Annotated in this window: 14 protein-coding genes and 3 pseudogenes; 10 read left to right on the forward strand and 7 right to left on the reverse strand. The window is 67.2% G+C overall.

The features are described 5' to 3' along the window. The first annotated feature begins 96 nt into the window (after nucleotides 1-96). Nucleotides 97-1602: a glycosyltransferase family 87 protein gene (locus ACWD04_RS17125; protein ID WP_451132646.1), complete on the forward strand. Its 1506-nt coding sequence runs from the start codon at nucleotides 97-99 to the stop codon at nucleotides 1600-1602. Between the two features lie 14 nt (nucleotides 1603-1616). On the opposite strand, the gene ACWD04_RS17130 is transcribed toward ACWD04_RS17125, so the two are convergent. The 3 genes from ACWD04_RS17130 to ACWD04_RS17140 form a co-directional block, all read right to left on the reverse strand. Then, nucleotides 1617-2648 (reverse strand): alanine racemase, encoded by a 1032-nt coding sequence (locus tag ACWD04_RS17130; protein ID WP_451132648.1) that lies wholly within the window; start codon nucleotides 2646-2648, stop codon nucleotides 1617-1619. 72 nt (nucleotides 2649-2720) lie between these two features. Continuing rightward, nucleotides 2721-3839 (reverse strand): lipid II:glycine glycyltransferase FemX, encoded by a 1119-nt coding sequence (locus ACWD04_RS17135; protein ID WP_451132650.1) that lies wholly within the window; start codon nucleotides 3837-3839, stop codon nucleotides 2721-2723. 196 nt (nucleotides 3840-4035) lie between these two features. Beyond that, nucleotides 4036-4392: a hypothetical protein gene (locus tag ACWD04_RS17140; protein WP_451132652.1), complete on the reverse strand. Its 357-nt coding sequence runs from the start codon at nucleotides 4390-4392 to the stop codon at nucleotides 4036-4038. 286 nt (nucleotides 4393-4678) lie between these two features. Between ACWD04_RS17140 and rpsF the strand changes: the two genes are divergently transcribed. From rpsF to rplI, 4 genes are all read left to right on the forward strand, one after another. Further along, nucleotides 4679-4969: a 30S ribosomal protein S6 gene (gene rpsF, locus ACWD04_RS17145; RefSeq protein ID WP_006604399.1), complete on the forward strand. Its 291-nt coding sequence runs from the start codon at nucleotides 4679-4681 to the stop codon at nucleotides 4967-4969. A gap of 71 nt (nucleotides 4970-5040) precedes the next feature. Beyond that, nucleotides 5041-5673, forward strand: coding sequence for a single-stranded DNA-binding protein (locus ACWD04_RS17150; protein WP_451132654.1), 633 nt, complete (start codon nucleotides 5041-5043; stop codon nucleotides 5671-5673). Between the two features lie 42 nt (nucleotides 5674-5715). Further along, complete coding sequence (gene rpsR / locus ACWD04_RS17155; protein ID WP_003967857.1) at nucleotides 5716-5952, forward strand: 30S ribosomal protein S18; 237 nt, start codon at nucleotides 5716-5718, stop codon at nucleotides 5950-5952. An 18-nt stretch (nucleotides 5953-5970) separates the two neighbouring features. Continuing rightward, the gene (gene rplI, locus ACWD04_RS17160; RefSeq protein ID WP_028441692.1) at nucleotides 5971-6417 is read left to right on the forward strand and encodes a 50S ribosomal protein L9; all 447 of its coding nucleotides are present in this window, start codon (nucleotides 5971-5973) and stop codon (nucleotides 6415-6417) included. A gap of 106 nt (nucleotides 6418-6523) precedes the next feature. On the opposite strand, the gene ACWD04_RS17165 is transcribed toward rplI, so the two are convergent. Further along, nucleotides 6524-7861 carry an MATE family efflux transporter gene (locus tag ACWD04_RS17165; protein ID WP_451132656.1) on the reverse strand — a complete coding sequence of 446 codons (1338 nt, stop codon included), beginning with the start codon at nucleotides 7859-7861 and terminating at the stop codon, nucleotides 6524-6526. A gap of 458 nt (nucleotides 7862-8319) precedes the next feature. On the opposite strand from ACWD04_RS17165, the gene dnaB reads away from it, so the two are divergent. Next, on the forward strand, nucleotides 8320-9795 hold the full coding sequence (gene dnaB, locus ACWD04_RS17170; RefSeq protein WP_451132658.1) for a replicative DNA helicase: 1476 nt from the start codon (nucleotides 8320-8322) through the stop codon (nucleotides 9793-9795). An 883-nt stretch (nucleotides 9796-10678) separates the two neighbouring features. Here dnaB and ACWD04_RS17175 read toward each other — a convergent pair. Beyond that, nucleotides 10679-10895 (reverse strand): annotated as a pseudogene (locus ACWD04_RS17175) (peptide deformylase); the annotation flags it as partial. A gap of 151 nt (nucleotides 10896-11046) precedes the next feature. Here ACWD04_RS17175 and ACWD04_RS17180 point away from each other — a divergent pair. The 3 genes and pseudogenes from ACWD04_RS17180 to ACWD04_RS17190 all read left to right on the forward strand — a co-directional run. Then, nucleotides 11047-11523: pseudogene (locus ACWD04_RS17180) on the forward strand (MFS transporter); the annotation flags it as partial. A 170-nt stretch (nucleotides 11524-11693) separates the two neighbouring features. Further along, nucleotides 11694-11969 (forward strand): annotated as a pseudogene (locus ACWD04_RS17185) (dihydrofolate reductase family protein); the annotation flags it as partial. 110 nt (nucleotides 11970-12079) lie between these two features. After that, a complete protein-coding gene (locus tag ACWD04_RS17190) occupies nucleotides 12080-13459 on the forward strand; it encodes a serine hydrolase domain-containing protein (protein WP_451132660.1) in 1380 nt (459 codons plus the stop codon). Between the two features lie 374 nt (nucleotides 13460-13833). Here the strand turns inward: ACWD04_RS17190 and ACWD04_RS17195 are convergent, their stop codons facing one another. Both ACWD04_RS17195 and ACWD04_RS17200 read right to left on the reverse strand, forming a co-directional pair. Continuing rightward, complete coding sequence (locus tag ACWD04_RS17195) at nucleotides 13834-14286, reverse strand: N-acetyltransferase family protein (RefSeq protein WP_451132662.1); 453 nt, start codon at nucleotides 14284-14286, stop codon at nucleotides 13834-13836. Between the two features lie 28 nt (nucleotides 14287-14314). After that, nucleotides 14315-14773: a MarR family winged helix-turn-helix transcriptional regulator gene (locus ACWD04_RS17200; protein WP_451132664.1), complete on the reverse strand. Its 459-nt coding sequence runs from the start codon at nucleotides 14771-14773 to the stop codon at nucleotides 14315-14317. A gap of 140 nt (nucleotides 14774-14913) precedes the next feature. Here ACWD04_RS17200 and ACWD04_RS17205 point away from each other — a divergent pair, with 140 nt between their 5' ends. Beyond that, a complete protein-coding gene (locus ACWD04_RS17205) occupies nucleotides 14914-16158 on the forward strand; it encodes an MFS transporter (protein ID WP_451132666.1) in 1245 nt (414 codons plus the stop codon). Nucleotides 16159-16569: the final 411 nt, after the last annotated feature.

The raw sequence follows: 16569 nt of genomic DNA on the forward strand, positions 1-16569 counted from the left end.
GAGGGCCGTCGGCACCTGCCAGGTGCCGACGGCCCTTTCCTGTGTTCCGGACACGGGCCACGCCCGCACACAGTGCCGTACGGCAGGATGTGCGGCATGCCAAGCGCAGAAGACACGAGCGTGCACCAGGAGCCGTCCGTCGTACCGCCCACGCGACAGGACGAGATCGCCGCAGCGGGCAGTGAGCTGTTCGGCGGTCCTGCGGGCCGCTGGGCACGGTTCGGATCGGGACCGCTCACACCGGTGCGTGTCATCGTGCTGGTGGCGATCGGGATGTTCGCGCTCGGCATGGTGCAGAAGATCCCCTGCTACGACTGGGCATGGTTCCGCGGCACCAGTTCCCAGTACACGCACGCGTGCTACTCCGACATCCCGCACCTCTACGTCGGGCGCGGTTTCGCCGACGGCCTGGTGCCGTACGTCGACCGCCTCAGCGGTGACATGGCGTACCTCGAGTACCCGGTCCTGACCGGCGTCTTCATGCAGGTCGCGTCCTGGCTGACGCTGACCCCGTCCTCGGACCCCGTGCAGCAGCGCGAGCAGATGTACTGGATGGTCAACGCCGGCATGCTGATGATCTGCGCCGTGATCATCGCGGTGTGTGTCGCCCGTACGCACTGGCGCCGCCCCTGGGACGGGCTTCTGGTCGCCCTCGCCCCGGCGGCCGCGCTCACCGCGACGATCAACTGGGATCTGCTGGCCGTCGCGCTCACCGCCGCGGCGATGCTCATGTGGTCCCGCGGCAGGAACCTCACCTTCGGCATCTTCATCGGCCTCGCCACCGCCGCCAAGCTCTACCCCGTGCTGATCCTCGGACCCCTGCTGGTGCTGTGCTGGCGCGCCGGGAAGTGGCGGCCGTACGGGGTGGCGCTGTTCGGCGCGGCGGCGGCCTGGCTGCTGGTGAACCTTCCGGTGATGGCGTACGCCCCGGAAGGGTGGAAGAAGTTCTACACGTTCAGCCAGGAACGGCAGATCGACTACGGCTCGTTCTGGCTGATCATCACCCAGCGCACCGGCCGCCCCATCGACGTGAGCACGGTGAACACGGCCTCGGTGCTGCTGATGATCGTGCTGTGTGCGGGCATCGCGGGGCTGACGCTGACCGCCCGGCACCGGCCGCGCTTCGCCCAGCTGGCGTTCCTGGTGGTGGCCGCGTTCATCCTGACCAACAAGGTCTACTCACCGCAGTACGTGCTCTGGCTGATCCCTCTGGCCGCGCTGGCCAGGCCCCGCTGGCGGGACTTTCTCGTGTGGCAGGCCTGCGAGGTCATGTACTTCCTTGGGATCTGGTTCTACCTCGCGTACACGACGAGCGGCGACAAGCACCAGGGGCTCCCGCAGGAGGGCTACCAGGTCGCCATCGCCCTGCATCTGCTGGGCACGCTCTACCTCTGCGCCGTGATCGTCAGGGACATCCTGCGGCCGGACCGGGATCCCGTGCGGCGTGACGGGTCCGACGATCCTTCGGGCGGGGTGCTCGACGGGGCGCCGGACCGGGTGGCGCTCCTGCGGGTGCGTCATGATCCGGCTCCCCATGCCACACCCGCGGTCGAGGGGCCGCGGGTGGAGTGGGGCACGGCGGGCAGGGCGGCCTCCGACTGACCGGAGGGCCGGGTCTACCGGTCCACGAGGCGGTCGAACTGGGTGGTGGTGTGGCGCAGATGGGCCACCAGTTCGTCGCCGACCCTCGGCTCCGAAGCGTCCGAGGGCACGAAGAGGATCGACACCTGCATGTGCGGCGGTTCGGCGAACCAGCGCTGCTTGCCCGCCCAGACGAACGGTGACAGGTTGCGGTTGACCGTGGCCAGCCCGGCGCGCGCGACGCCCTTGGCGCGCGGCATCACCCCGTGCAGGGCCTTCGGCGCCTCCAGGCCGACACCATGGGAGGTCCCTCCGGCGACGACCACCAGCCACCCGTCGGATGCGGCCTTCTGCTGGCGGTAGCCGAAACGGTCCCCCTTGGCGACGCGCGTGACGTCGAGAACCGCGCCGCGGTACTCCGTCGCGTCGTGGTCGCCGAGCCAGAGCCGCGTGCCGATGCGCGCGCGGAAGAGGGTCTGGGGGAACTGCTGCCGCAGCCGTGTCAGTTCCTCGGACCGCAGATGGCTGACGAACATCGTGTGCAGGGGCAGCCGGGCGGCGCGCAGGCGGTCCATCCAGGCGATGACCTCCTCGACCGCGTCCGAACCGTCCGTGCGGTCGAGCGGCAGGTGCAACGCGAAACCCTCGAGGCGTACGTCCTCGATGGCCGCGTGCAGCTGACCGAGCTCCTCCTCCTTCACACCATGGCGCTTCATCGAGCTCATGCACTCGATGACCACGCGCGCGCCCACCAAGGCGTGCACACCGTCCACGGAGGAGACGGAACGGATGACGCGGTCGGGCAGCGGCACCGGCTCCTCGCCCCGGCGGAAGGGCGTGAGGACCAGCAGGTCCCCGCTGAACCAGTCCTTGATGCGAGCGGCCTCGTACGTGGTCCCGACAGCCAGCGTGTCGGACCCGAAACGGATCGCCTCGTCGGCCAGCCGCTCGTGTCCGAAGCCGTATCCGTTGCCCTTGCAGACGGGGACAAGACCGGGGAACTGGTCGAGCACGGACTTCTGGTGCGCCCGCCAGCGCACGGTGTCGACGTAGAGGGAGAGCGCCATGGCAGGCCCGGAACCTTTCTGGTGGCTGCGGTGTGAGTGAGAGAGGAGCTGAGATCGGTGGTGGGGATGCGGTCAGCGACGCGACATGTACATGTCGAGCGCCTTATGCAGCAGTTTGTTGAGGGGGAAGTCCCATTCGCCGACGTACTCGACGGCTTCCCCGCCGGTGCCGACCTTGAACTGGATCAGGCCGAAAAGGTGATCCGTCTCGTCCAGCGAGTCGCTGATGCCGCGAAGGTCGTAGACGGTCGCGCCCATCGCGTACGAGTCACGGAGCATCCGCCACTGCATGGCGTTGGACGGACGGACCTCGCGTCCGATGTTGTCCGAGGCGCCGTAGGAGTACCAGACGTGCCCGCCGACGACGAGCATCGTGGCAGCCGACAGGTTCACGCCGTTGTGCCGGGCGAAGTACAGCCGCATGCGGTTGGGATCCTCGGAGTTGAGAACCGACCACATGCGCTGGAAGTACGAGAGCGGACGCGGCCGGAAGTGGTCGCGCACAGCGGTGATCTCGTACAGCCGCTGCCATTCGGCGAGGTCCTCGTAACCGCCCTGGACCACCTCGACGCCGGCCTTGTCGGCCTTCTTGATGTTGCGCCGCCAGAGCTGGTTGAAGCCCTTGAGCACGTCCTCGAGGGAGCGGTTGGCCAGTGGCACCTGGAAGACGTAGCGGGGCTGTACGTCACCGAAGCCGGCACCGCCGTCCTCGCCCTGCTGCCAGCCCATCTTCCGTAGCCGGTCCGAGACCTCGAAGGCGCGCGGCTCGATGTGGCTTGCCTCGACGTCACGCAGCCGCTTCACGTCGGGGTCCTGGATCCCCGACTTGATGGCCACCGAGTCCCAGCGGCGGATGACCACGGGAGGGCCCATCTTCACCGAGAAGGCGCCCTGCTGCTTCAGGTGGGCGAGCATCGGCTGGAGCCACTCGTCCAGATTCGGGGCGTACCAGTTGATGACCGGCCCCTCGGGCAGGTACGCCAGGTAACGCTTGATCTTGGGCAGTTGGCGATACAGCACCAGCCCGGCGCCGACCATCTCGCCGTTCTTGTCGAACCATCCCAGGTTCTCCGAGCGCCATTCGGTTTTCACATCAGCCCACGCCGGGACCTGGCAGTGACTGGCCGAGGGCAGGTTCTGGATGTACGCCAGGTGCTGCTCTCGGCTGATGGTCCTCAGGGTCAGGCTCATGCGGGGGGCTCCTCGGCAGGTGTGTCCCCATCGGTCAGGGGCTCCGGCTCTCGCGCCGAAGCCTACTGTGACCGAGGGGCGCCCGGTCTGGCCCGTCTGGACCGGACCGGGCGCCACCCGCGCGGGATCGCCCGGCTGGGCACTGTGTGGGGCCGGCGGACCTGGTCAGCGGCCGCTCGGCCGGTGCGCTCCGCGGTCAGGTGACGACGCCGCCGAAGAGGCCGCCGTGGGCCATGCCGAGGTAGAAGCCGACAGCGGATGCGCCGATCCCCATGATCAGACCGAACCGCTCCCAGGTGGTCCTGGAGATGTACTGCCCGTACGCGCCGGTCAGGATGCCGATCAGACCGGCCCAGGAGCTGAGCAGATGCAGGCTGTGGAAGATCGCCGTCACGAACGCGAGGACGCCGAGGACCCCGGTCACCACCATCAGTGCTTCCTGCAGAAGATGAGGCTTGCCGTCCGTCGCGAAGAGGGATCCGGTGGCCGGGCGGGCCGTGCCCGTCCGGCGGGGAGCGGGCCTGCTGTCGGCAGGTCGGATTGTCTGGGCCATGGAGTACCTCCTGGCGGGAAGGGCGGTGGAATGTAGCGCCTCTCACACCGCATCTGTCTTGATTGTGCGCCCTGAACACCGGATTTCAACCGGAAGCCGGTCTGCGGGTAGTCTGTACGGTCTGCACCGGTGTCTGCCTTGAGTCAGCACTGCGGCTCCCCTCGATCATCGAAGACGGGCGTTGTCAGTGGCGGCTGTTTTACTCGGAGACGCTGTTGCTTACGCATCACGACCCTCCTGCCACGGAACGACCGTGGCCGCTGAGTCCAAAGGAGGTGGGTTCCACATGCGTCACTACGAGGTGATGGTCATCCTCGACCCCGATCTCGAGGAGCGAGCAGTCTCCCCGTTGATCGAGAACTTCCTCTCCGTCGTCCGTGAGGGCAACGGAAAGGTCGAGAAGGTCGACACCTGGGGCCGTCGTCGTCTCTCTTACGAGATCAAGAAGAAGCCTGAGGGCATCTACTCGGTCATCGACCTGCAGGCCGAGCCTGCGGTCGTCAAGGAGCTCGACCGACAGATGAACCTGAACGAGTCGGTCCTCCGGACCAAGGTCCTCCGTCCCGAGACCCACTGAGCATCTAGCTCAGCGGTCATCGGGTTCGAGTAGCAAGCAGCCAGAAGCAATCCCCGCCGAGAGGTTCACCCATGGCAGGCGAGACCGTCATCACGGTCGTCGGCAATCTCGTCGACGACCCCGAGCTGCGCTTCACCCCGTCCGGTGCGGCGGTCGCGAAGTTCCGTGTCGCGTCCACTCCCCGCATCTTCGACCGGCAGACCAATGAGTGGAAGGACGGCGAAGGCCTGTTCCTCACCTGCTCGGTCTGGCGTCAGGCGGCGGAGAACGTCGCGGAGTCGCTCCAGCGAGGCATGCGCGTCGTCGTGCAGGGCCGGCTGAAGCAGCGGTCCTACGAGGACCGTGAGGGCGTCAAGCGCACGGTCTACGAGCTGGATGTCGAGGAAGTCGGCCCCAGCCTGAAGAACGCCACGGCCAAGGTCACCAAGACCACAGGTCGCGGCGGCCAGGGCGGTGGCGGTGGCCAGGGTGGATACGGCGGTGGCCAGCAGGGCGGCGGCAACTGGGGCGGCGGTCCCGGTGGCGGTGGCCAGCAGGGCGGCGGCGGTGCTCCCGCCGACGACCCGTGGGCCACAAACCCTCCGGCCGGCGGCCAGCAGGGCGGGGGCCAGCAGAGCGGCGGGGGTGGCTGGGGCGGAAGCTCCGGTGGCTCCGGTGGCTCCGGTGGCTCTGGCGGCGGCTACTCGGACGAGCCTCCCTTCTAGGGCTGCTCGTACCCCACTTCTTGATCACACAGGAGAAACACCATGGCGAAGCCGCCTGTGCGCAAGCCTAAGAAGAAGGTCTGCGCGTTCTGCAAGGACAAGACCCAGTACGTGGACTACAAGGACACGAATATGCTGCGGAAGTTTATTTCCGACCGCGGCAAGATCCGTGCCCGCCGCGTCACCGGCAACTGCACGCAGCACCAGCGTGACGTCGCCACGGCAGTCAAGAACAGCCGTGAGATGGCGCTGCTGCCCTACACGTCCACCGCGCGATAAGGGAAGGGTGACCGAATCATGAAGATCATCCTCACCCACGAGGTCACTGGCCTCGGTGCCGCCGGCGACGTCGTGGACGTCAAGGACGGGTACGCCCGTAACTACCTGGTTCCGCGTGGCTTCGCCATCCGCTGGACCAAGGGTGGCGAGAAGGACGTGGCGCAGATCCGCCGCGCCCGCAAGATCCACGAGATCGCGACGATCGAGCAGGCCAACGAGATCAAGGCCAAGCTCGAGGCCGTGAAGGTCCGTCTGGCTGTTCGCTCCGGCGACGCCGGCCGCCTCTTCGGTTCCGTCACTCCGGCCGACATCGCCTCGGCGATCAAGTCTGCCGGTGGTCCGGACGTCGACAAGCGTCGCGTCGAGCTCGGCTCGCCGATCAAGACGCTCGGCGGATACCAGGTGTCCGTCCGTCTGCACCCCGAGGTTGCCGCGAAGCTCGGTATCGAGGTCGTTGCTGCCTAAGGGCACAGCTCAGCAGAGCTAGGTGAAGGGCCGCACCCTGGGGTGCGGCCCTTCGTCGTTTCACGTGAAACCGGCCTTTGCCGATTGATGCCCGGTCGGGTGAGCTTCAGCGCGTAGCGCCGGTCACGATCCAGCGGCCGGACCGCATGCGCATCCACAGCGTCAGCAGCCGGACTGTCATCATCAGCGTCATCGCCCCCCAGAGAGCCGTGAGACCTCCTCCGTAGCTGGGGAGGAGGAGAGCGACCGGGGCGAAGACGGCCAGGGTCAGGACCATGGCCCAGGCGAGATAGCGGCCGTCTCCTGCCCCCATCAGCACTCCGTCCAGCACGAAGACCACGCCGGAGATCGGCTGGGAGAGTGCTACGACCAGAAGTGCCGGCAGCAGGGTGTTTTGTACGGATGCGTCGCCGGTGAACACCGGGACGAAGAGTGGCCTTGTGAGGACGATCACCACCCCGAGGACCACTCCGGAGACGATCCCCCACTGCACCATCCGGCGGCATGCCTCGCGGGCGCCCTTGGCATCGTTCGCCCCCAGGTAACGGCCGATGATGGCTTGCCCTGCGATGGCGATGGCGTCGAGCGCGAAGGCCGTGAGGCTCCAGAGCGACAGGATGATCTGGTGTGCTGCGATGTCAGTGTCACCGAGGCGGGCGGCGACGGCGGTGGCGATCATCAGGACCGCCCGCAGTGAAAGCGTGCGGACCAGGAGGGGCACGCCGGCCTGGGCGCTGGCCCGGATGCCTGCGGCATCAGGGCGCAGCGATGCCCCGTGCCGTCGGGCCCCGCGGACCACGACGATCAGGTAAACGAGCGCCATGCCGACCTGAGCGATGACAGTCCCCCATGCGGATCCCGCGATCCCCAGCCCGGCACCGTAGACGAGTCCGACATTGAGAGCACCGTTGGCCGCGAATCCTCCGATGGCGACGTAGAGAGGTGTCCGGGTGTCCTGCAGTCCGCGCAGCACTCCCGTCGCTGCGAGCACCACGAGCATGGCGGGGATGCCGAGACTGGAGATCCGTAGATACGTGATGGCGTACGGGGCCGCGGTGTCGGACGCACCGAAAACATCGACCATCCACGGTGCCAGGGGGAGCGTGACGGCGATGACAGCCGCACCGATCAGCAGAGCGAGCCAGATACCGTCCATCCCCTGGCGGATGGCGGATGCCAGATCTCCTGCACCGACCTGGCGGGCGACCGCGGCCGTGGTGGCGTAGGCGAGGAAGACGAAGATGCTCACCGCGGTCGTCAGCAGGGCCGCGGCGACCGCCAGGCCGGCCAGTTGCGGAGTGCCGAGGTGACCGACGATGGCACTGTCGACCATGACGAAAAGCGGCTCGGCAACGAGCGCGCCGAAGGCGGGGACGGCGAGTGCGATGATCTCGCGGTCGTGCCGGCGGCGGGAGGGCGGCTGGGCCGTGGACGCCTGGATCATGGAGACCAATCTAATCTTCCACAGGTAATAGATGCAATGGACCAGAGTCCCTTACCTCCCTCGGGTTTTCGGGTTCGGCGGAACGCTGTCTTCGGTGATCTTGAGCTGTGGGTGAAAGTTTTTCTCCCCCACAGTCGGTGGATTGAGAAACGCCAGGTCAGGCGTGTCGTCGATGGCTGCGTATGACTTTGTCCACAGTGCTGTCCCCCGGTCCGTACACAGGATCTGAGGGGTTCTCCACAGCATCTGGTCCGTCATCCACATGCCCTGTGGATAACCGGATTGGCTGAAGGTGCGGACCGGCCTACCGTGGTGCGGCGCCCGCTCTCCGTTCCGGCTTGGAAGTCCGCAGAACTTGACGCGCCGGGACCGGAGTCGGGCGTCTTGTTTGTCGGTGCCGTGCCGTAAGAAAGAGTGGCACGGCTAGGTCCGCGAAGCGGACGGGAGGAGGTGGCCCGGTGAGCATTCCCGAGCCTTTGGACGATCCCTGGGCCGATGTCGGTCCCAGTGACCGTCTGCCTGTTACCCGTCAGCGCCGCGGAGAGGGCAAGGGGCGCGACGAACAGCACGAGCGGGGCCGGGAGAGCGGCTGGGACGGCGGCTCGTCCGGCTTCGAGCGGGTGCCTCCGCAGGATCTCGACGCCGAACAGTCCGTCCTCGGCGGCATGCTGCTCTCCAAGGACGCCATCGCGGACGTCGTGGAGATCATCAAGGGGCATGACTTCTACCGTCCGGCTCATGAGACCGTCTACACGGCGATCCTCGACCTCTATGCGAAGGGGGAGCCGGCCGACCCGATCACCGTGGCGGCCGAGCTGGTCAAGCGCGGCGAGATCACCAAGGTCGGCGGAGCCCCGTATCTGCACACCCTGGTGCAGTCCGTCCCGACCGCGGCCAACGCTTCGTACTACGCGGAGATCGTCCACGAGCGGGCTGTTCTCCGGCGCCTCGTCGAAGCCGGTACGAAGATCACCCAGATGGGATACGCGGCTGACGGCGACGTCGACGAGATCGTCAACTCGGCGCAGGCCGAGATCTACGCCGTCACGGAGCAGCGCACCAGCGAGGACTACCTGCCGCTCGGCGACATCATGGAAGGTGCTCTCGACGAGATCGAGGCCATCGGTTCCCGCAGCGGCGAGATGACCGGTGTGCCGACCGGATTCACCGACCTCGACGCCCTCACCAACGGCCTGCACCCCGGCCAGATGATCGTCATCGCGGCTCGCCCTGCCATGGGTAAGTCCACGCTCGCCCTGGACTTCGCCCGTGCCTGCTCGATCAAGAGCAATCTCCCGAGCGTGATCTTCTCCCTGGAGATGGGGCGTAACGAGATCGCGATGCGCCTCCTGTCCGCAGAGGCCCGGGTGGCCCTCCACCACATGCGTTCCGGCACTATGACGGACGAGGACTGGACGCGGCTCGCCCGCCGGATGCCGGACGTGTCGGCCGCTCCGCTTTACATCGACGATTCCCCGAACCTCTCGATGATGGAGATCCGTGCGAAGTGCCGTCGACTCAAGCAGCGCAACGACCTCAAGCTGGTGGTCATCGACTATCTGCAGCTGATGCAGTCCGGCGGGGCCAAACGGGCCGAAAGCCGCCAGCAGGAGGTTTCGGACATGTCCCGAAACCTCAAGCTCCTCGCCAAGGAGCTCGAACTTCCCGTCATCGCCCTGTCCCAGCTGAACCGTGGACCCGAACAGCGCACGGACAAGAAGCCGATGGTCTCCGACCTGCGTGAGTCCGGCTCCATCGAGCAGGACGCCGACATGGTGATCCTGCTGCACCGTGAGGACGCGTACGAGAAGGAGTCACCACGTGCGGGCGAGGCTGACCTGATCGTGGCCAAGCACCGTAACGGTCCGACGGCGACGATCACCGTGGCCTTCCAGGGCCACTACTCCCGTTTCGTGGACATGGCCCAGACCTGACGTAGGCGCATGTAGGGTCTCAGGTTTCGCGTCCTGATCTCAGGCTCGATGTTCAAGTGAAGTCCTTTTAGGACACGATTCTGAGACTGACAGGTCAGATTGTTCACCCTTGCGGGGTGACTGGCGTGCAGTACGAACCATTCCACAGCGGTCTGCCGGCACCGTGGCTGTACGGGCAACTGCCCCGGGGGTGTGGGGTGATGATGGACAGTTCTGCTGTGACGGTAAGCGTCCGTGGCCGAGCGGCGGGGCTGTTGAAGACCGAGCTCCGGGTACGGCGTCTTCGGCTTCCTGGAGGCGGCCGTACTCTGGCGGACGTTCCGCTGGTGCAGGGGTCAGAAGCGACTACGCGGGTACCTATCGGTCGGCACAGACGCACGACCATGTGATCTACGAGTCGCGAAGCGCTTGACCAGCCGCCCTCGATCCCCACGCGAGAAGGTGACGTGCCTGCGGGCGTCCGGACCCTCCCCGTCCGACTGCCCCCCGCTGCGGGGCTAGGCCCGCGGCTCGTGGCTGGAGCCCTGGTCCGACGGCTGCACCCCCGCTCGGCGAGGTGCTGCGGCACCGTGGTTTCCCAGAGCGATCCGGGAGTGGGGCCATCTGAAGGGCGTCCCCCGTCCGACTGGACGATCTCGCTCGGCGACCAGGAGACCGAGACCATCGCGCGGGCGAGCGGTCTCGATCCGCAGACGGTCACCAGCATGACCCCGGCCGGCTATGACCAGCTGCCCACCGCGCCTACTTCGAGCGCCGGTACGTCAACCGCTGGGGTGCTCTGGGGCCGTGGAGCGGATCCCCAATTCTGTCCGGACGGCTTGCGCGAAAGCGATGGCCGATGGCATGGCGGCTGGGCCATCCCTCTGCGACTGGCGGCTCGATAGCGCTGGGCGAAGACGTCCTCACGGTGCTCTGCGATGTGTCGCAGCGCGTCTTTGTGATCCCGATTGGAGAGTCGATCGAGATAGGTATGACCGAAGAGATGGTCGGTCTCGTGTAGCAGGCACCGGGCGAAGCATCCCGTCCCCTTCGATCGAGAGGGGGTTGCCGTCCCTGTCGAAGCCGTGAGCGACGGCACGATCGGTGCGGGGAACCGCCACGCCTGAGCGTGCGGTCGCGGTGGCCAGAGAGATCCTTGCGGAGGAGAGAGCTCTCACGGGCGTCGAGAGTCTGCCTTCTACCGGATCTTCTGCACGTGGGTGGTGTCGGTGCCGAGGGGGGTGCCGTAGGCGCTGGTCGGGGCGATTTCCGGCACAGGGGCTCCGTGCTCGTCGACAAGGGTGGAGTGCGTCTGGCCGGGGGCGAAGGCGTGGCGTTCTCGTCCTGCTTGTCCTCTCGTGGGCAGCGATCGCGCAGCTGCCGTGGACACTGTGGCTCCTCGTCGTCGGAAGCGTGATTCTCGACTTCGCGGTCCAGGCCGTGCATGTGAGCAATCAGCACCACCTCACTGCCGCGCACCCGGATCGCACCAGCAGCGCCATCGGCAGCTACATGGTCTTCTACTCTCTCGGTCCCGCCCTCGGTGCAGCCGCGACCACCGCCGTCTTCACCATTCACGGCTGGGCGGGCTCCAGCATCCTCGGGACCGGATTCGCGGTCTGCGCGCTGGCGGTATGGGCAGCCGACAGGCGACTCCCTCGCGCTGGCGAGAGCGTCCGATCCGACGAAGTGGGCACCCGCCAGGCGGGGGAGGAAAATCGAAGGCCGATCAAGCCAGCCATGTGGTGACTAACCCCAGAGTTCTTTGAGGGCGCCCTGGCCTCTTCAGCCCGCCGGTGGCGGTCTTAGCTCTGCGAGGCCAGTGAGGCGGGGCAGTAACCGCCAGGTGCCAGCCCGCAGTTGTGTTGACCGGGCGTCAGATCTCGTGATCTCTCGGGCGAGAGGGGAGTCACGGTTCCGCAGGACGTGACCTGTGCGACCACGAAGATCCGAATGGGGAGCTCATCTCCGAGGACAGGGTCGGCCGCATGAGGAAGCTCAAGGCTGAGGACAGTGAGCTGGGCATCTGGCTCTGCGGTGGCTCCTGGCTGGCGGGGGAGCTGATCGACGAGGTCGGCGAGCCCGTCATCAAGACCTACCCGCAGGTGTCCGGATCAGGAATGCCCATGTTCGGATCCGCCGTGCGCACCTTCGCCAACGGGGTGCTGGTCAGGACGTACCGCCGCACGCGCTGATCCGGCACCTCGTGCGTGGTAGTGGCGAGGTCATGCCGCTACGGCGACGGCTGGCCCCGATGGCGGCAAAATGGGTTCGTCAGGCGACATGGCGCGGGTCATTCTGGGGCATGACCTCTTCCGACATTCTTCTCCCCAGCACCCGGCGGGCCCTGCTGCACCGCGTCGCCACCGCACAGTCCCAAGGCCGGGCCCCTTCCCTTGTCGCCGCGGTGCAGCGGGGCGGGCAGATCGCCTGGACCGGTGCACGCAGTTGTGTGGACGGCCATGAACCCGATGGTGACACGCAGTTCCGGATCGGCTCCATCACCAAGACGTTCACCGCTGTGCTGGTGATGCGCCTGCGCGACGAGGGGCTCCTGGATTTGGGCGATCCCCTGGAAAAGCATCTGCCGGGCACGGGCGCCGGCCAGGCGACCGTGTATCAGCTGCTCGGCCACAGCGGGGGGCTGAGGGCGGAGACGCCCGGCCCCTGGTGGGAGAGGACCCCGGGTATCACGCGGCCGGAACTGGCGGATGTGCTCGGCGACAGGCCGTTGATCAACCCGTCCGGCCACCGGCACCACTACTCGAACCCGGGTTACACACTGCTTGGCGCCCTCATCGAGAGGCTGCGTGGCGACTCCTGGGCCGAGGTGTTGCGCCGCGAAATCCTGGAACCTCTGGGAATGAACCGTACGACCCCGCAGGCGCACGCTCCGCACGCGGGCGGCTGGGCGGTTCACCCGTGGGCCGACGTCATACTGCCCGAGCCGGCCGAGGACCTGGGGCTGATGGCGTCGGCCGGACAACTGTGGTCGACCACCACCGATCTTCTCCGCTTCGCGGCCTTTCTCGGACAGGGCGATGACCGCGTGCTGTGTGAGGCCTCGGTCGCAGAGATGCGTGCTCCCGCTGCTCCGCCCGAGGCAGGGGACTGGGCAGGCACGTACGGCCTCGGTCTTCAAGCCGTACGGTGCGGGGATCGCACGCTCCTGGGCCACGGAGGGTCGCTGCCCGGCTTCCTGGCCACGCTGTGGTTCAGCGTCGAGGACGATGTGGCCGCCGTGGTGCTCTCGAACGCCACCTCCGGCCCACTGACCGGGACGGTCGCCGCGGAACTCCTGCTGATCGTCGCCGACGCGGAACCGAGGATCCCGGAGCCCTGGCGCCCGCTGCCCGAGGTCGACGAAGAACTGCTGGCGCTGACCGGGCCCTGGTGCTGGGGCACTCAGGTCCACGCCCTGAAGCTGCTCGCAGACGGGGGGCTCGAGCTTCAGCCGTTGCGGGGCTCCGGTCGTGCCGCCCGGTTCCGAGCACGCCCCGACGGGACCTGGACGGGGCTCAACGGTTATTACGCGGGGGAGACGCTTCGGGTCGTGCGGGCCGAGGACGGCACGGTGGACCACCTCGACCTGGGTTCGTTCGTCTTCACGCGGGAGCCGTACGACCGGAGCGCGGCCGTTCCTGGTGGCGTGGACGAGGGCGGTTGGCGGGGACTCGCCACCTGAGGAGAGCGGGTCGGCGTTTCACGTGAAACGCCGACCCACCGACCCGGCACTGTGCCGGCCCAGTGCGGCCCGACTTGTCGGCGGCGTACGCATCAGGCCATCAGCTCGCGCTCCAGAGGGGTACGGAAGCGCAGGGGTGGTCCGGGTGTGGCGGCGAGGCCGAGAGCTCACTTTCCGTGGCATGACCTCGCGCGGTCGGACCGTGGCGGCATCGATCGCGTGCAGGGCGACGAGGGCGTCGGCCCACTGCGACGACGGAGCGGGCCCGTTCAGGCGGGCCGGTAGATGCCGTGGCCCTGGCTTGTTCCCGCGCTTCCCGTCATCGATGCGGTACACGTGATGCATCCCGGAGTGTCGGAGCTGCCGGGATCGGTTCAGAGAGTGAGCTTGAAGCCCACATGGCTTGCGGTGAAGCCCAGCCGCTCGTAGAAACGGTGAGCGTCGGTGCGGGTGGCGTCCGACGTCAGCTGTACCAACTGGCATCCGCGACGCCTGGATTCATCGACCGCCCACTGGATCAACTGGGTGCCGAGGCCGCCGCCGCGCTCATCCGCGTGGACGCGGACGCCCTCGACGACGGAACGTGTCGCACCACGTCGGGACAGCCCGGGAACGATCGTGAGCTGGAGGGTCCCCACGACGCGGTTCTCGCGCACGGCCACGACCAGACGCTGATTCGGGTCGTCGGCAAGCCGCCGGTAGGCGGCGTGATACGGGGCGAGATCGTCCGGAGACTCGCGTGACGCGCCCAGCGGGTCGTCCGCGAGCAAGGCCACGATGGCGGGGATGTCGGTGAGTGCTGCGGGACGTATGCCGAGATCGCTCATGATCGGCAGACTACGCAAACCCACCGGTTCAGGCGGGGACCTTCAGCGCCTCGACCGTCCGGACCAGCGGGGCGAGCTCCGGGTTCTCGGCAGCCTCGTCGAGAGCGGTGCGGAGCGCGGTGTCGTTGGTCGGTCTGGCCTCCTTCAGCAGCGTGAGACCCGCCTCGGTGACGTCCGTATAAATGCCCCGCCGGTCGGTGTCGCACAGGTATCGGGTGAGCAGCCCACGGTCCTCGAGCCGGGTGACCAGTCGAGTCGTGGCGCTCTGGCTCAGCACCACAGCGTCGGCCACCTGCTTCATCTGCAGATGACCGCCCGTGCCGCTGTGCTGGCGGCTCAGGACGTCGAGCAGGGAGAACTCGCGTGCGCTCAGGCTGTGGTGGGACTGCAAGGCCCGTTCGATGCGGGCCTCGATCTTCCCGTGGAGCAGGGAGAGGGCGCACCAGCTCTGCGCGAGGGCCGTCAGTGCGGGATCTGTCGCTGTCATGGGTCTCTCCTCCGTACGGGAGCTGCTTGCCTCCAGAGTAGGGCACGTACGCAATAGACCGCGCTTGCCAATAACAAGCGTCTGCAATTATTGTGGACGCTCGTAAGGCGCAGACGCAATCTTCAGGGAAGGTGACACTCATGCCGCTCGCGCTCCTCGCCCTCGCCATTGGGGCATTCGGTATCGGCACCACCGAGTTCGTGATCATGGGGTTGCTTCCCGAAGTCGCGGCCGACTTCCAGGTCTCGATCCCGACCGCAGGGTTCCTGGTGACGGGCTACGCCCTGGGCGTGGTCATGGGTGCTCCCCTGATGACCATCCTGGGCACGCGGGTGACCAGAAAACGGATGCTGATGCTCCTGATGGGGCTGTTCATCGTGGGCAACGTGGTGTCCGCACTCGCCCCCGTCTTCGGCGTGATGCTTGCCGGCAGGGTGATCGCCTCACTTGCCCATGGAGCTTTCTTCGGTATCGGATCGGTCGTGGCCGCAGGTCTGGTCGCTCCGGAGAAGAAGGCCGGTGCCATCGCCATGATGTTCACCGGGCTTACCGTGGCCAACGTCGTCGGGGTGCCCCTGGGGACCTTCATCGGCCAGAACATCGGCTGGCGGGTTACGTTCTTCGTCGTCGCGGGACTCGGCGTCCTCGGTCTTCTCGGGGTGGCTGAGCTCGTCCCCGAGCAGCCGAAACCTCAGGGGGTCCGTGTCCGCCACGAGCTGGCCGCATTCCGCAATGTTCAGGTGCTGCTCGCGATGGCGATGACGGTTCTGGGCTTCGGTGGCGTGTTCGCGGCGATCACTTACATCACCCCGATGATGACGGAGACCTCCGGTTTCGCGGCGTCATCCGTCACCTGGCTGCTGGTCCTCTTCGGCCTTGGCATGGTCGGCGGGAATCTGCTCGGCGGTAAGTTCGCCGACCGCCATTTGATGCCGATGCTGTACGTGACCCTCGGTGCGCTCGCCGTGGTCCTGGCGCTGTTCACACTGACCGTGCACAACAAGATCGCCGCTGCGGTGACCATCGTCCTCATCGGGGCTCTCGGTTTCGCGACCGTACCGCCGCTTCAGAAGCGAGTCCTCGACCAGGCTGCCGGCGCACCCACCCTGGCCTCGGCCGTCAACATCGGGGCCTTCAACCTCGGCAACGCGCTCGCGGCGTGGCTCGGCGGCCTCGTCATCTCGGCGGGGTTCGGATACACCGCACCCAACTGGGTCGGCGCCGCACTCGCTGCCTCGGCGCTGCTTCTGGCGGTGCTCTCCGGTGTGCTGGAGCGCCGGACGGTCATCGGTGGCCGGCTGATTGCCGCGCACTCTCCCGACCCCGCTGAAGCCGTCGGCCCCGGCGAGTCGGCCCCCACGGCTTCAGCACCGATATCGCGGTGACGAAGAGATACGTGGTCGTGGCCACTGAGGGGGCGATGAGCAGATCGATGTCGGTCGCCCCCACGGCGGCGGCCTCGTTGATCCGGGGGCGAAGCGAGAAGGAGGGCAGCCCGGCGGTGACCAGGGTCAGCCAGAACTTCGTCCAGACCCAGCGGTGTCTGGCTAGGCCCCACGGCGTCCTGAGAGCCAGCGGCGGCCGCTGAGAAATGAAAGCAGGGCGACAAACACGACGAGCCAGTCCCCGGAAGACCTTCATGCCGCGGGTGGCGGCCTGGGCTGTCGTGGGGTCGTGGGTGAGGAATGCGGCGAGGCCGAATGCAGCAGCCCCACGGTGGAGACCCAGCCAGCTCACGGACACTGTTACGTGAGCGATCAGATGTTTCGGCGAACGGAACGCTTGAGTGGTTTCAC

The organism is Streptomyces sp. NPDC002911 (assembly GCF_053591835.1).

Coding starts and splice junctions, on each gene's coding strand:
- ACWD04_RS17125 (WP_451132646.1), top strand. CDS start 97: ATGCCAAGCGCAGAAGACACGAGCGTGCACCAGGAGCCGTCCGTCGTA.
- ACWD04_RS17130 (WP_451132648.1), bottom strand. CDS start 2,648: ATGGCGCTCTCCCTCTACGTCGACACCGTGCGCTGGCGGGCGCACCAG.
- ACWD04_RS17135 (WP_451132650.1), bottom strand. CDS start 3,839: ATGAGCCTGACCCTGAGGACCATCAGCCGAGAGCAGCACCTGGCGTAC.
- ACWD04_RS17140 (WP_451132652.1), bottom strand. CDS start 4,392: ATGGCCCAGACAATCCGACCTGCCGACAGCAGGCCCGCTCCCCGCCGG.
- rpsF (WP_006604399.1), top strand. CDS start 4,679: ATGCGTCACTACGAGGTGATGGTCATCCTCGACCCCGATCTCGAGGAG.
- ACWD04_RS17150 (WP_451132654.1), top strand. CDS start 5,041: ATGGCAGGCGAGACCGTCATCACGGTCGTCGGCAATCTCGTCGACGAC.
- rpsR (WP_003967857.1), top strand. CDS start 5,716: ATGGCGAAGCCGCCTGTGCGCAAGCCTAAGAAGAAGGTCTGCGCGTTC.
- rplI (WP_028441692.1), top strand. CDS start 5,971: ATGAAGATCATCCTCACCCACGAGGTCACTGGCCTCGGTGCCGCCGGC.
- ACWD04_RS17165 (WP_451132656.1), bottom strand. CDS start 7,861: ATGATCCAGGCGTCCACGGCCCAGCCGCCCTCCCGCCGCCGGCACGAC.
- ACWD04_RS17190 (WP_451132660.1), top strand. CDS start 12,080: ATGACCTCTTCCGACATTCTTCTCCCCAGCACCCGGCGGGCCCTGCTG.
- ACWD04_RS17195 (WP_451132662.1), bottom strand. CDS start 14,286: ATGAGCGATCTCGGCATACGTCCCGCAGCACTCACCGACATCCCCGCC.
- ACWD04_RS17200 (WP_451132664.1), bottom strand. CDS start 14,773: ATGACAGCGACAGATCCCGCACTGACGGCCCTCGCGCAGAGCTGGTGC.
- ACWD04_RS17205 (WP_451132666.1), top strand. CDS start 14,914: ATGCCGCTCGCGCTCCTCGCCCTCGCCATTGGGGCATTCGGTATCGGC.